The 14212-nt window shown below is 56.3% G+C and carries 11 protein-coding genes; 6 read left to right on the forward strand and 5 right to left on the reverse strand.

All coding sequences use genetic code 11. From position 1 onward, the window contains the following. Positions 1-76 precede the first annotated feature (76 nt). The 4 genes from purC (at position 77) to ypfH (ending at position 4587) form a co-directional block, all read left to right on the forward strand. The gene (gene purC, locus OGX80_RS16725) at positions 77-790 is read left to right on the forward strand and encodes a phosphoribosylaminoimidazolesuccinocarboxamide synthase (RefSeq protein WP_115181296.1); all 714 of its coding nucleotides are present in this window, start codon (positions 77-79) and stop codon (positions 788-790) included. A gap of 130 nt (positions 791-920) precedes the next feature. Further along, the gene (gene ypfJ / locus OGX80_RS16730; protein ID WP_024130129.1) at positions 921-1784 is read left to right on the forward strand and encodes a KPN_02809 family neutral zinc metallopeptidase; all 864 of its coding nucleotides are present in this window, start codon (positions 921-923) and stop codon (positions 1782-1784) included. Positions 1785-1799: 15 nt separating this feature from the next. Further along, a complete protein-coding gene (locus tag OGX80_RS16735) occupies positions 1800-3815 on the forward strand; it encodes a tRNA(Met) cytidine acetyltransferase TmcA (RefSeq protein ID WP_115181297.1) in 2016 nt (671 codons plus the stop codon). A 73-nt stretch (positions 3816-3888) separates the two neighbouring features. Then, entirely contained in the window at positions 3889-4587 is a 699-nt protein-coding gene (gene ypfH / locus OGX80_RS16740; protein ID WP_058667868.1) for an esterase, read from the forward strand. A gap of 104 nt (positions 4588-4691) precedes the next feature. On the opposite strand, the gene OGX80_RS16745 is transcribed toward ypfH, so the two are convergent. Genes OGX80_RS16745 through OGX80_RS16755 form a run of 3 tightly spaced genes read right to left on the reverse strand, consistent with a single transcriptional unit; the run spans position 4692 to position 6407 of the window. After that, a complete protein-coding gene (locus OGX80_RS16745) occupies positions 4692-4892 on the reverse strand; it encodes a YpfN family protein (protein ID WP_012131308.1) in 201 nt (66 codons plus the stop codon). Positions 4893-4919: 27 nt separating this feature from the next. Further along, positions 4920-6047, reverse strand: a complete 1128-nt coding sequence (dapE, locus tag OGX80_RS16750; protein WP_012131309.1) for a succinyl-diaminopimelate desuccinylase — start codon at positions 6045-6047, stop codon at positions 4920-4922. 3 nt (positions 6048-6050) lie between these two features. Beyond that, positions 6051-6407, reverse strand: coding sequence for an ArsC family reductase (locus OGX80_RS16755; protein WP_012131310.1), 357 nt, complete (start codon positions 6405-6407; stop codon positions 6051-6053). Between the two features lie 410 nt (positions 6408-6817). On the opposite strand from OGX80_RS16755, the gene ypfM reads away from it, so the two are divergent. Then, positions 6818-6877 (forward strand): protein YpfM, encoded by a 60-nt coding sequence (gene ypfM, locus OGX80_RS16760; RefSeq protein WP_001386977.1) that lies wholly within the window; start codon positions 6818-6820, stop codon positions 6875-6877. Between the two features lie 73 nt (positions 6878-6950). Here the strand turns inward: ypfM and acrD are convergent, their stop codons facing one another. Beyond that, a complete protein-coding gene (acrD, locus tag OGX80_RS16765; RefSeq protein WP_012131312.1) occupies positions 6951-10064 on the reverse strand; it encodes a multidrug efflux RND transporter permease AcrD in 3114 nt (1037 codons plus the stop codon). A gap of 185 nt (positions 10065-10249) precedes the next feature. Next, the gene (narQ, locus tag OGX80_RS16770) at positions 10250-11950 is read right to left on the reverse strand and encodes a nitrate/nitrite two-component system sensor histidine kinase NarQ (RefSeq protein ID WP_115181298.1); all 1701 of its coding nucleotides are present in this window, start codon (positions 11948-11950) and stop codon (positions 10250-10252) included. Between the two features lie 218 nt (positions 11951-12168). Here narQ and aegA point away from each other — a divergent pair, with 218 nt between their 5' ends. Further along, the gene (gene aegA, locus OGX80_RS16775; RefSeq protein WP_049009705.1) at positions 12169-14142 is read left to right on the forward strand and encodes a formate-dependent uric acid utilization protein AegA; all 1974 of its coding nucleotides are present in this window, start codon (positions 12169-12171) and stop codon (positions 14140-14142) included. Positions 14143-14212 lie beyond the last annotated feature (70 nt).

Consider the following 14212-nt stretch of genomic DNA (forward strand, 5'->3'; position numbering starts at 1 on the left):
TAAGGCAACGCCGCCATCCGGCAAAGTGTGGCAGAAAATGAATTTTTATCGTTAATTCACACCAGGAGTAATAAAGATGCAAAAGCAAGCTGAGTTGTATCGTGGTAAAGCGAAGACCGTATACAGCACGGAAAACCCGGACCTGTTGGTGCTCGAATTCCGCAATGATACGTCAGCAGGGGATGGCGCGCGCATTGAACAGTTTGATCGCAAAGGGATGGTGAACAACAAGTTTAACCATTTCATCATGACTAAACTGGCAGAAGCGGGCATCCCGACCCAGATGGAGCAGCTGCTGTCCGATACCGAGTGTCTGGTGAAAAAGCTGGATATGGTGCCGGTCGAGTGCGTGGTGCGTAACCGTGCGGCTGGTTCTCTGGTCAAGCGTCTGGGCATTGAAGAAGGCATCGAACTGAACCCACCGCTGTTCGACCTGTTCCTGAAAAACGATGCGATGCACGATCCGATGGTCAACGATTCTTACTGCGAAACCTTCGGCTGGGTGAACAAAGAGAATCTGGCGCGCATGAAAGAGCTGACCTACAAAGCTAACGACGTGCTGAAAAAGCTGTTTGACGATGCCGGTCTGATCCTGGTCGATTTCAAACTGGAGTTTGGTCTGTACAAAGGCGAAGTAGTGCTGGGCGATGAATTTTCCCCGGACGGTAGTCGCCTGTGGGACAAAGAGACGCTGGATAAAATGGACAAAGACCGTTTCCGCCAGAGTCTGGGCGGCCTGATCGAAGCCTATGAAACCGTCGCACGTCGCCTGGGCGTGCAGTTAGATTAATTCTTCCCCCGTCAGCATCAACCGGAGAGTCAATGCTCTCCGGTTTTTCTCTACCACCATTATTCTAATGGTAATCTTGCGCTGAACCGCCTACGATCATCATCATAATGAATAGTATGTTGAGGTGATTATGCGCTGGCAAGGGCGTCGTGAAAGTGACAATGTAGAAGACAGACGCAATAGCTCCGGCGGCCCGTCAATGGGCGGGCCGGGTTTTCGTTTGCCCAGCGGCAAAGGCGGAATCATTCTGCTGATTGTCGTGCTGGTGGCGGGCTATTACGGGGTGGATCTTACCGGTTTAATGACCGGGCAGCCGATTTCTCAGCAGGAAACGACGCGTTCGATCAGTCCAAATGACGATGAGGCCGCGAAGTTTACCTCCGTCATTCTGGCGACCACAGAAGATACCTGGGGCCAGCAGTTTGAGAAAATGGGGCGTACATATCAGCAGCCTAAGCTGGTGATGTACCGTGGCGCGACGCGCACAGGATGCGGTGCGGGTCAGTCCGTAATGGGGCCGTTCTATTGCCCGGCGGATGGCACGGTCTATATCGATCTTTCCTTCTACGATGACATGAAAAACAAACTGGGCGCGGATGGCGATTTTGCCCAGGGTTACGTTATCGCCCACGAAGTGGGGCACCATGTGCAAAAACTGTTGGGCATCGAACCGAAGGTCCGTCAGCTGCAACAGACCGCATCGCAAGCGGAAGTGAACCGACTCTCCGTACGTATGGAGCTACAGGCGGATTGCTTCGCGGGCGTCTGGGGGCACAACATGCAGCAACAGGGCGTGCTGGAATCCGGCGATCTGGAAGAAGCGTTGAATGCGGCGCAGGCGATTGGCGACGATCGTCTGCAACAACAAAGTCAGGGACGCGTGGTGCCGGACAGCTTCACTCACGGCACTTCCGAGCAGCGCTATACCTGGTTTAAACGCGGTTTTGATAGCGGCGATCCGGCACAATGTAATACCTTCGGCAAAGGTTTTTAACATACCGGGGCAGGGATGTCTGACAATGACGCATTGCGGGCGCTAACCGCACAAATGGCGCAGGAAGGGATTCGTCGGCTGCTGGTGCTCAGCGGCGATGCGTCCTGGTGTCGTGAACGGGCGCTGGCGCTGCGAGAAGCATTGGCTGGCGACTGGCTGTGGGTGGCAACCGATGCGCCCGCCGCGCCGCACTGTACGCCGCAGGCGTTACAAACGCTACTGGGACGCGAGTTCCGCCACGCGGTTTTTGATGCGCAGTTGGGGTTTGATGCCTCGGCATTCGCGGCGCTGAGCGGCACGCTGCGAGCCGGAAGCTGGCTGGTGCTGCTGACGCCGCCGTATTCTGCATGGGAATCCCGTCCCGATGCGGACTCGCTGCGCTGGAGCGACTGCCCGCAGCCTGTTGCAACGCCACATTTTATCCAGCACCTCAAACGCGTGATGGCCCGTGACGAGCAGACGCTGCACTGGCAGCAGTCTCAACCGTTTTCATGGCCGCGCTTTCCTGCTCGTCCCCACTGGCAACCCGCTACGGGTGAACCGCAGCCTGAGCAGGCCGCGATTTTGCAGCATCTGCTGCGGATGCCGCCTGGCGTGGCCGCCGTTACGGCAGCGCGAGGTCGGGGTAAATCGGCGCTGGCCGGGCAGTTAATTTCGCGGATGAGCGGGACGGCCATTGTAACTGCGCCGTCGAAAGCGGCGACGGACGTGCTGGCGCAGTTTGCCGGTGAGAAATTTCGCTTTCTCGCTCCTGATGCGCTGTTGGCGGGCACGGAAACGGCCGACTGGCTGATTGTCGATGAAGCGGCGGCAATCCCCGCGCCGCAGCTACATCGCCTGGCGTCGCGTTTTTCACGCATATTGTTGACCACCACCGTTCAGGGCTATGAAGGGACGGGACGCGGTTTTTTGCTGAAGTTCTGCGCCCGTTTTCCTCATCTCCGGCGTTTTGAACTGCGACAGCCTGTTCGCTGGGCGCAGGGGTGCCCGCTGGAACAATGGGTCGGCGAAGCGCTGATATTCGACGACGAGACGTTTGCCCATGCGCCGCAGGGGGCGATTCGGTTCTCCGCTTTTACGCAGGCGCTCTGGCATACCGGGCCGACGCAGCCGCTGGCGGTGTATCAGCTGCTTTCCGGCGCGCACTACCGCACCTCTCCGCTCGATCTGCGCCGTATGATGGATGCGCCGGGGCAGCATTTTCTCGGCGCTTTTACGGCTGAACGAGTGGCGGGAGCCGCCTGGCTGGTGGAGGAGGGCGGACTATCGGCCGCGCTGAGCCAGGCCGTGTGGGCGGGCTATCGTCGCCCGCGCGGAAATCTTGTCGCGCAGTCGTTGGCCGCTCATGGCGGCGATCCGCTGGCGGCGACGCTGACCGGGCGTCGGGTGAGCCGTATTGCCGTCCACCCGGCCCGCCAGCGGGAAGGGATTGGGCAGCAGCTGATCGCTGAGGCATACGGCGGCGCCAGCCAGTGCGACTATCTCTCCGTCAGTTTTGGTTATACCGCCGAACTCTGGCGATTCTGGCAGCGTTGCGGTTTTGTACTGGTGCGGATGGGGAACCACAAGGAGGCGAGCAGCGGCTGTTATACGGCGATGGCTTTGCTGCCCATCAGCGAGGCCGGCGCGCGGCTGGCGCACCGCGAGCACCAGCGTCTGCGCCGGGATGCGGAGATACTGGCTCGCTGGAACGGAGAAGCGATCCCGGTTATCCCGCTGAAAGCGTCTACGCTTAATGATGATGACTGGGATGAACTGGCGGGCTTTGCGTTTGCCCATCGACCGTTGCTCACGTCGTTAGGCTGTCTGAGTCGACTGCTTGAGCGCTGCGAGCTGGCGCTCCCCGCGCTGCGTGGACGCCTGGAGGAGAAGTGCAGCGACGCGAATCTGTGTATCCGGCTGGGTTTGCCTGGGCGTAAAGCGCTGCTTGTCGCCCAGCGCCGGGAAGTCGCCCATGCGCTTACCGCACTGGATGACGAACGGGCGCAGCGGTTACGCGAACGCGTTTTGCAATGGCAATTTTTTCACTAACTCCTTCAATTTCCTGGCATGGTCATTGTGATTAAGCGGCGTAGAATCTGTTTTATCAGTTAAGGAGATCGCCATGAAACATGACCATTTTGTTGTTCAAAGCCCCGATAAACCCGCGAAACAACTGCTGTTGCTGTTTCATGGCGTGGGCGATAACCCGGTCTCAATGGGAGAAATTGGCTCCTGGTTCGCACCGTTATTTCCAGAGGCGCTGGTGGTCAGCATTGGCGGCGCGGAACCTTGTGGCCCGGCGCCTGGGCGTCAGTGGTTTTCGGTTCAGGATGTGACGGAAGAGAACCGCCAGGCGCGGGTTGATGCGATTATGCCGGTGTTTATCGAGACGGTTCGCTACTGGCAGAAACAGAGCGGCGTTGGGCCGGAGGCTACCGCGCTGATTGGGTTTTCGCAGGGGGCGATTATGTCTCTTGAGAGCATCAAGGCCGAGCCGGGTCTGGCATCGCGCGTGATTGCTTTCAACGGACGCTACGCCAGCTTGCCGGAAACCGCCACGACCGCCACAACGGTACATTTGATTCACGGCGGTGAAGACCGGGTGATTGAGTTATCTCATGCGGTTGCCGCACAGGAAGCGTTAGTCCGTGCCGGAGGCGATGTGACGCTGGATATCGTCGAGGATTTAGGCCATGCGATTGACGATCGCAGTATGCAGTTTGCGCTCGACCATTTGCGCTATACCGTGCCGAAACACTACTTTGATGAAGCGTTGAGCGGCGGTAAGCCGAATGATGATGATATTATCGAAATGATATAAGCCGGAACTGAACCGTAGGCCGGATAGGGCGAAGCCGCCATCCGGCATTCAGACGGTATGTTGACTGATGGCGACACGCTTATCAAGCCTACAGGTTTATCTGACTATTTCTTTGGCTGATCTTTCTTCGGCCAGTCGTCGTCATCGTCCCACTTATCGTTAAAATCACGATGCGGGGGCAGCTCCGGTTTATTGGCGAGGAATTTTTTGTGATCGACCCGCTTGAGGTCTTTGATCACATTGATCAGTACGCCCACCAAAAACACCAGCACCAGAATCCACCAATATTTTGCCAGCCAGTCCATGCTTATTTCCTCTTACAGGAACACGCGTCAGGCGACGAGTTGTTCCATGATACGTTGATACATGCGGGCAAGCAGTTGCAGATCGGCTGCATTAACACATTCATTAATTTTATGAATGGTGGCGTTGACCGGCCCGAGTTCGACTACCTGCGCCCCCATACGCGCAATAAAGCGCCCGTCGGACGTTCCACCCGTAGTGAGTAACTGCGGTTTTATCTCATTATAGTGCTCAATGGCGTTCACCACCGCATCCACCAGCTTGCCGCGCGCCGTCAGGAACGGCTGGCCGGAAAGCCACCAGTCCACCGTGTAGCGTAATTGATGTTTATCCAGCAGCGCGTGAACGCGCTCTTTGAGAGTCTCATCGGTAAGCTCGGTGCTGAAGCGGAAATTGAACTGAATAAACAGCTCGCCCGGAATGACGTTATTGCTGCCGGTGCCAGCCTGAATGTTGGCAATCTGCATACTGGTCGCCGGGAAAAATTCATTTCCCTGATCCCACTCGATCGCCACCAGTTCATTCAACATCGGCGCTGCGCGATGCACCGGGTTATCCGCCAGATGGGGATAAGCGACGTGCCCCTGCACACCGTGGATCGTCAGGTTGCAGGTCAGCGACCCGCGACGGCCATTCTTGACCACATCCCCGACGATTTCAGTGCTGGACGGTTCGCCGACCAGGCAATAGTCCAGACGTTCGTTACGCGCCATCAGCGTTTCGACCACCTTCACGGTGCCGTTTTTCGCGCTGGCTTCTTCATCCGAAGTGATAAGGAACGCCAGACGCCCCTGATGATCTGGATGCTGGGCGACGAAACGTTCAGCCGCAACGACCATCGCCGCCAGAGAGCCTTTCATGTCTGCCGCACCACGGCCAAACAGCATTCCGTCGCGGATTGTCGGTTCAAAAGGCGGGTTGATCCAGCGATCGACATCACCCGCTGGTACGACATCGGTATGCCCGGCAAAAGCCAGCGTTTCGCCTTGTCCGCGCCATGCCCAAAAATTCTGTGTATCGCCAAAATCCATATGCTCAACGGTAAAACCGATTGCACGCAGGCGTTCAATCATTAACGCCTGGCATCCTGCGTCATCTGGACTCAGGGAAGGGCGGCGAATAAGCTGCTGTGTCAGCTCAATAACCGGGCACGACATAGACTACACCTCATCAAAAAACTGCTGATAACTGGATTCGCTAAAACCCAGCAGCATAGGCTTCCCGGTCGCGCAGAGCAATGGGCGTTTGATAATTGCTGGCATTTCAGTCATTAATGCTGCGGCGGACGCCGCATCCGTGATGCCGTTACGCGTGGCTTCATCAAGTTTACGCCATGTCGTTCCGCGCGTATTCAGCAAGGGCTGCCAGCCTGACTCCGCAATAAACGTATTCAATAACGCGGCATCGATTCCGTCTGCGCGGTAATCGTGAAAGCGGTAGTCAATACCGTGAGCCTCCAGCCAGCGTCGCGCCTTTTTAATCGTGTCACAATTTTTGATGCCGTAGACGGTGATCATGTTGAATCCTTTTACGCGAATTACGAATAATTAAGCAATATTATCGTGGTATCCGTCAGTGCGGAACTGCCATATACCGGTTATTTATCATGACATAATAAACGGTAAATATAACATTGTTGAACTCTTGTGAATAATAATTCTGAAATGTTGCTTAATAAGCATCTCATCGGGAAGTATAAATCCAGCGAGCTGCAATAGGCTGTTTCTTAACTGAAATGAGCGCGGTTTTCAGAAGTGGATTAATGTTTCAAAATATTGCAGTAAGTCACATAAAATTTATGGTTACAGGGTCATAGTAATGCCATGAACCCCATTCACCGGAGGATGTAATCACTGCAATCGGTTAAATTATCTTCTCTTGAGGATAATGTTTTCGTAGAATAGCCATAATAATAAGAGAGGTTGTTATGATTGAACGCGAACTGGGGAACTGGAAAGATTTTATCGAAGTTATGCTTCGCAAATAAATTTCTGGAAGATATCCTGATCCTGAAAAGGATAAGAAAAAGGCGACTCAAAGTAAGTCGCCTTTTTTGTGTCTTATTCCGGCTTCGGTTTCAGCGGGAAGCGGCGACGCACCAGCACAAAGAACAGCGGTACGAAGTAAATCGCCAGGATGGTGGCGGAGATCATCCCGCCCATGACGCCTGTCCCGACGGCATGCTGGCTCCCGGAACCCGCCCCGTTGCTAATCGCCATCGGCAGCACCCCGAAAATAAAGGCCAGAGAGGTCATCAGAATTGGGCGTAAACGCTGGCGGCAGGCATGCAGCGTGGCATCCAGCAGATCGTGGCCTTTCTCGTTCATCTCATTGGCGAATTCGACAATCAGGATCGCGTTTTTCGCGGAAAGGCCGATCACCGTTAGCAACCCGACCTGGAAGTAAACGTCATTTTCCAGTCCGCGCATCCAGGTGGCGAGCAGCGCGCCAATGACGCCCAGCGGCACCACCAGCATGACCGAGAACGGCACCGACCAGCTTTCATACAGCGCGGCCAGACACAGGAAAACGACCAGCAGTGAAATGGCGTACAGCGCAGGCGCCTGCGCGCCAGAGAGACGTTCCTGATAAGACATCGCCGTCCATTCAAGCCCAAACCCCGTTGGCAACTGGCGAACCAGCGACTCCATTACATCCATTGCCGTACCGGTACTGACGCCAGGCGCCGCTTCGCCAACAATCTCGACCGCCGAGTAGCCGTTATAGCGCTCCAGACGCGGAGAGCCCGTTTCCCAGCGTGACGTTGCAAAGGCGGAGAAAGGCACCATGCCGCCGTCTTTATTACGCACATACCAGAGATTGATATCGTCCGGCAGCATGCGGTATTTCGCCGCCGCCTGTACATAGACCTTCTTCACGCGACCCCGGTCCATAAAGTCATTGACGTAACTGGAGCCCCATGCGGTTTGCAGCGTGTCATTGATGTCGTCGATAGAGACGCCCAGCGCCTGGGCTTTGCGCTGATCGATATCAATTTGCAACTGCGGACTGTCGTCCAGACCATTGTGACGCACGCGGGTCAGCGCACTGTCCTGCGCTGCCAGCTCAATCAACCGATCGCGTGCGGCCATTAAGGCATCGTGACCGGCGCCCGCGTGGTCCTGAAGTTCCATATCAAACCCTGCGGAACTGCCCAGACCGCTGATTGCCGGTGGACTGCTGGCGTAAACGCGCGCTTCTTTAATCTTGTTAAAGGCTTTCGTGGCGCGTTCAATAATGGCAAACGAGGTGCCGGTCGTGGCGTTGCGTTCGTCCCAGTCTTTTAAGCGGACAAACATGCGCGCCACGTTTTGACCGTTCCCGCCAGGCCCCGATCCCACCGTCGAGAAGACGGACATGACGTTGTCTTTCTCCTGGGTGAAGTAATATTTTTCAACTTCCTGCACCACTTTTAAGGTCTGCTGCTGCGTGGAGCCGCTTGGCAACTGTACTGAGGTAATAAACATCCCACGGTCTTCCTGCGGCAAGAAGGAGGTCGGCAGACGCAGGAACAGCACCACCATCGCGCCGAGCAACAGAACGTAGATCAGTATCCAGCGCAGGCTGCGATGCAGGATCTTCGCAACGCCTTTCTCGTAGCGTTCAGCGTTGCGGTTGAACGTCCGGTTAAACCAGCCGAAGAAGCCTTTCTGTCCGTGATGCTCGCCTTTGTGCAGGGGTTTTAGCAGCGTGGCGCACAGGGCGGGCGTCAGGATCATCGCCACCAGCACGGAGAGCACCATCGCGGCGACAATCGTGATGGAGAACTGGCGATAGATAGCCCCGGTCGTACCGCCAAAGAAAGCCATCGGCACAAATACGGCTGACAGCACCATCGCGATACCGACCAGCGCCCCTTGTATCTGCCCCATCGATTTTCTGGTGGCTTCGCGCGGCGAAAGACCTTCCTCGCTCATGATGCGCTCGACGTTTTCCACCACCACGATGGCATCATCGACCAGCAGGCCGATCGCCAGCACCATCGCGAACATCGTCAGCGTGTTAATGCTGTAGTCGAAGGCATACAGGACGGAGAATGTCCCCATCAATACCACCGGTACGGCGATAGTGGGGATCAGCGTGGCGCGGAAGTTTTGCAGGAACAGGTACATCACCAGGAACACCAGCGCGATGGCTTCCAGCAGGGTTTTCACCACATCGATAATCGAGGCTTTGACGAAGGAGGTGGTTTCATACGCCACCTTATACTCCAGACCGTGCGGGAAGTATTCGGCCAGCTCGTCCAGGCGGTTAAGCACCAGTTTGGCGGTTTCCATTTCGTTGGCGCCAGAGGCCAGTTTTACCCCCAGACCGGAGGCCGGATTACCGTTGAAGCGGCTGAGATAATCATATTTTTCAGCGCCCATTTCGACGGTCGCCACATCGCCCAGCTTGACCTCTGAACCGTCCTGGTTGACGCGCAGCGTGATATCACGGAACTGCTCGGGCGTTTGCAGCAGCGACTGGGCGTTGATTGTCGCATTGAGCGCCTGCCTGTCGACCGAAGGCGTGCCGCCAAGCTGCCCGACGGCAATTTGCGCGTTCTGTGATTCGATGGCATCCGTGACATCTTTCGCGGTCATCTGGTAGCTGTTGAGTTTGGCCGGGTCCAGCCAGATACGCATCGAATATTGCGAACCGTAGGCGTCGATATCCCCCACGCCGTTTACGCGGCTGAGCGGGTCCTGGATATTACTGGCGACATAGTCGGCGATGTCCTGTTTATCCATTGAGCCGTCGGTGGAGACAAACGCAATGGTCAGGATGTTGGTGTCCCCGGTTTTACGGACCGTGACGCCCTGGTTCTGTACCGCCTGCGGCAATTTACGCATTGCCGATTGCAGCTGGTTTTGTACCTGCTGGACGGCTTCATCGGGGTCGGTTCCGGCCACAAAACTGAGCGTCACCGTTGCCTGGCCCGTCCCACTGCTTTGCGACGACATATACATCAGATTATCGAGGCCGGTCATATTCTGTTCGATAACCTGAGTGACGGTATTCTCCAGCGTCTGCGCGGATGCCCCCGGATAATTCGCGGTAATACGGACGTTTGGCGGCGCCAGGTCGGGGTATTGCTCTACGGGCAAAGAGAGAATGGCCAGGGTGCCCGTCAGACACAACAGGATTGCCAGCACCCAGGCAAAAATGGGGCGATCGATAAAGAAATTCGCCATTAAAGGAGGACCTCGTGTTTCTGCGTATAATTATTGGGTATGACCTGCTTCACTGTAGCGGCAAGGTACGTGTCAAACGTGGAGAAAAAAAGAAGATAATGTAAATTATCATGCACGTTTACAGCATACATTTTGTGCCAGTGCCGCCCTGTCTGTATTCCCGCCGTGCGGTGCTTTGCCGTTCTTTACGCTAATTGACCCTCTTCATCTTCCGATGAGCGAAAACTGATGCTGACCAGCGTCCCGCCCCCTGACGGTTGCGAGAAATTCAGCGTGCCGCTAAGTCTTTCCGCACGCTCGCGCATAATGTTCAGACCGTAGTGTCCCGTTGGTTCGTTCGGTTCGCCAATGCCGACGCCGTTATCCCGAATATAGACCGTATGGTTGCCATCGGGGGCGGTGACGCAGCTAACGGCGATCTCCGTGGCGCTGGCGTGTTTAATCGCATTCAGCACCGCCTCGCGAACGATTTGTAACAGGTGCACCTGCATTTGCGCATCCAGCGCCAGCGTCGGTAAACGGCAATCTAGCGTCAGTTTCGCAGAGGTCTGGCTTTGCAGGGTATCCAGCATTTCATGCAGCGCAGAAGGTAAGTCGGCCTGCTGTAAGGTCAGGCGGAAGGTGGTCAGCAGCTCGCGCAACTGACGATAAGCGTCGTTCAGCGCCCGGGAGAAATCCGCCATGATGCTTTGCGCAGGGAGGTTATCTTCTGGAATTGAGCGCTTCAGCAGCGTCAACTGAATGCGCAAATAGGAGAGCACCTGCGCCAGTGAGTCATGCAGCTCGCGGGCAATAGTCGCGCGCTCTTCCATCAGCAGCAGTTGCTGGAAATGTTTTTGCGCCTGATTAAAGTACAAACCGCGTCCCAGCATGGTCGATACGCTGTGCAGCAGCGGGGTGGAGGCGCTGACGTTGGGGCTTTGCCAGTGCAGTTCGCCGTAGACCGTTTCCTGCATCGTGACCGGCAGAATCTGCATGGGCAAATCAGTGCTTTCCGCTCCTTCGCTGATCCGCCAGTTATCGCCCACGGTTAATTCCAGATAGTAAGCGGCGTCATGTTCGCGGACGATCTGTAAAATATGGCGGAAACAGTGAACGTCGATTTGGCTGGTATTGAGCGCCTGTGAGCACTGGTACAGCACTTCCAGACGGCGGTTGGCTTCGTGCAGATCGTGGGTTTTTTCTTCTACCGAAGCCTCGAGAGAGCGGTACAGCTTATGCAACTCGCTCGACATCTGGCTAAACGTTTTGGCCAGCAGCCCCAGCTCATTCGGCAAGTGGGTATTCAGCGGCGGGATGTCGAACTGACCATGTTCAATGTGCTGGCTGGCGGCGACCAGTTGGTTAAGCGGCTGGACTACCTGCTGGCGAATCCGCCGCAGGGTGAAAAAGACCAGCGTGAAGATCCCGATGCCGCCCGCCAGCGATATGCCGACCACCAGCATCACCTTGCGCTCGGCATAGTGTTGCAGCGCCAGAACGAAGAGATCGATCTGATCGACATAGTTATTGATATTGGCGCGATACCACTTTATATCCGCATCCACCAGTCTCGTGTTCATCTCCAGCCAGTTCGCATGCAGTTGCCCGTAACGGCTTTTAACCGTCTGCGGGACGTACCAGGCGTTCAGGTTACTTAACGCGGGAGAGTTGAGCGCTTGCTGAAAAAGCTGACGGTGCGCGTTCAATTGCGGACTGCCGCTTTGCAGATCGTAACCCAGTCGGTAGCTCTGCATACGCAGTGAACCGGCCACGTTAATGGCCTCGGCATCCCGCAAACTGCTCGCCAGCGTCAGCAGGGCGATACCGGTTGAGAGAATCGACAGCAGCACAATGTAAAAAAAGGCCCGGGCCAGGCTGGCCGAGACAGGGCGTTTGACGACCACGCGCGTAATCCCCGAAAAATATGCTCACAGTGAACGGATAAATATTGGCAAGTGTAACTGAAACGCAATTTCACCAGCGATGAAATAAATTGATCTGCCACAGGTTCTGGATAAATAGTTGTGCGTCCTGGGCAAATGAACATTGCCGACCCCTTCGGCGTCGGTTAATAACATTCATATAAAGAATAAGGTTTTTGCCACCAAAACAGAAGGACGCCATGAATCGTTTTATTATGGCCAATAGCCAACAGTGCCTGGGATGCCATGCCTGTGAGGTCGCTTGCGTAATGGCCCACAATGATGAGCAACACGTACTGCACCAGCGGCATTTTCAGCCCCGAATTACGGTGATCAAACATCAGCATCAGCGCAGCGCGGTAACCTGCCACCACTGCGAGGATGCGCCTTGCGCCAGGAGCTGCCCAAATGGCGCAATCCGTCATGTCAAAGACAGCGTTCAGGTCAACCAGCAAAAATGTATCGGCTGTAAATCCTGCGTGGTTGCCTGTCCCTTCGGCACAATGCAGATAATCCTTACGCCAACAGGTCAGGATCAGGTCAAAGCCACGGCGCACAAATGCGATTTGTGTCTGGATCGCGAAGGCGGCCCGGCCTGTGTTGAAAACTGCCCGGCAGATGCGTTGCAGCTGGTAACGGAAGCGTCGCTGACCCGGCTGTCGAAAGCGCGGCGTCTGCGCACCGCGCGTCAGGAAAATCAGCCCTGGCATGCCTGTGCGACGGGAGTCACTCCTGGTGCGCTCAATAAAGTCGAACAGATGCGGGCGACGCCCCCACGCGGTGAGCCGGATAAGCTGGCGATTGACGCGCGAAAAACCAGCTTTGATGAAATCTACCTGCCGTTTCGTACCGCGCAGGCTGAACGCGAAGCGGCCCGCTGCCTGAAGTGCGGTGAACACAGTATCTGCGAGTGGACGTGCCCGCTGCACAACCATATTCCGCAGTGGATTGAGCTGGTAAAAGCGGGAAACATTGACGATGCGGTGGCGCTGTCGCACCAGACTAACTGCCTGCCGGAAATTACCGGGCGCGTATGCCCGCAGGACAGGCTGTGCGAAGGCGCCTGTACGGTGCGCGATGAGTATGGCGCGGTGACGATCGGCAATATTGAACGCTACATTTCCGACCGGGCGCTGGACAAAGGCTGGCGGCCAGACCTGAGCGGCGTGCAGCAGCAGGATAAACGCGTGGCGATTATTGGCGCGGGCCCGGCCGGGCTGGCCTGCGCGGATGTGCTGGCGCGTCATGGCGTGAGCACGACCGTGTTCGATCGCCACCCTGAAATTGGCGGCCTGCTGACCTTTGGCATTCCCTCTTTTAAGCTGGATAAATCACTGCTGGCGCGCCGTCGCGAAATCTTCAGCGCGATGGGAATTCATTTTGAACTGAACTGCGAAGTCGGCAAAGACGTCAGGCTGGCGTCGCTGCTGGATGAGTACGATGCGGTTTTTGTCGGCGTCGGCACATACCGTTCCATGAAGGCCGACCTGCCAAACGAAGATGCGCCGGGCGTATATGATGCGCTGCCGTTCCTGATTGCCAACACGAAACAGGTTATGGGGCTGGATGAATTGCCTGACGAACCTTTTATCGACACCGCTGGGCTTAATGTTGTGGTGCTGGGCGGCGGCGATACCGCGATGGACTGCGTGCGTACCGCGCTGCGTCATGGCGCAAGCCAGGTGACCTGCGCATATCGTCGCGACGAGGCGAATATGCCGGGGTCGAAAAAAGAGGTAAAAAACGCGCGGGAAGAGGGGGCGCACTTTGAATTTAACGTACAGCCGGTTGAACTGGTGCTGAATGCCGACGGTTGCGTCAGCGGCGTGCGTTTTTTACGTACTCAGCTTGGCGAACCCGATGCGCAGGGGCGTCGCCGCCCGATGCCCATCGCGGGCAGCGAGTTTGTCATGCCCGCCGATGCGGTAATTATGGCGTTTGGTTTTCATCCGCATGGTATGCCGTGGCTGGAGGCGCACGGTGTGAAAGTGGACGACTGGGGGCGCATTGCGGCAAATGTCGAAAGCGCGTTCCGTTACCAGACCAGTAATCCTAAAATCTTCGCGGGCGGTGACGCCGTGCGCGGCGCCGATCTGGTGGTGACGGCGATGGCGGAAGGGCGTCACGCCGCGCAGGGGATTATTCAGTGGCTGGGGATCATGCAAACCGGATAAGTCTCCATTCGGCGCGAGCAGCATGATAGCGCGCAGACAAAACCGGCCTTGCGGCGTAAGATTACCTGTC

Source organism: Citrobacter sp. CK194, assembly GCF_030333395.1.
In the GTDB taxonomy this organism is placed as follows: Bacteria; Pseudomonadota; Gammaproteobacteria; order Enterobacterales; family Enterobacteriaceae; genus Citrobacter_B; species Citrobacter_B koseri.

Coding starts and splice junctions, on each gene's coding strand:
- purC (WP_115181296.1), top strand. CDS start 77: ATGCAAAAGCAAGCTGAGTTGTATCGTGGTAAAGCGAAGACCGTATAC.
- ypfJ (WP_024130129.1), top strand. CDS start 921: ATGCGCTGGCAAGGGCGTCGTGAAAGTGACAATGTAGAAGACAGACGC.
- OGX80_RS16735 (WP_115181297.1), top strand. CDS start 1,800: ATGTCTGACAATGACGCATTGCGGGCGCTAACCGCACAAATGGCGCAG.
- ypfH (WP_058667868.1), top strand. CDS start 3,889: ATGAAACATGACCATTTTGTTGTTCAAAGCCCCGATAAACCCGCGAAA.
- OGX80_RS16745 (WP_012131308.1), bottom strand. CDS start 4,892: ATGGACTGGCTGGCAAAATATTGGTGGATTCTGGTGCTGGTGTTTTTG.
- dapE (WP_012131309.1), bottom strand. CDS start 6,047: ATGTCGTGCCCGGTTATTGAGCTGACACAGCAGCTTATTCGCCGCCCT.
- OGX80_RS16755 (WP_012131310.1), bottom strand. CDS start 6,407: ATGATCACCGTCTACGGCATCAAAAATTGTGACACGATTAAAAAGGCG.
- acrD (WP_012131312.1), bottom strand. CDS start 10,064: ATGGCGAATTTCTTTATCGATCGCCCCATTTTTGCCTGGGTGCTGGCA.
- aegA (WP_049009705.1), top strand. CDS start 12,169: ATGAATCGTTTTATTATGGCCAATAGCCAACAGTGCCTGGGATGCCAT.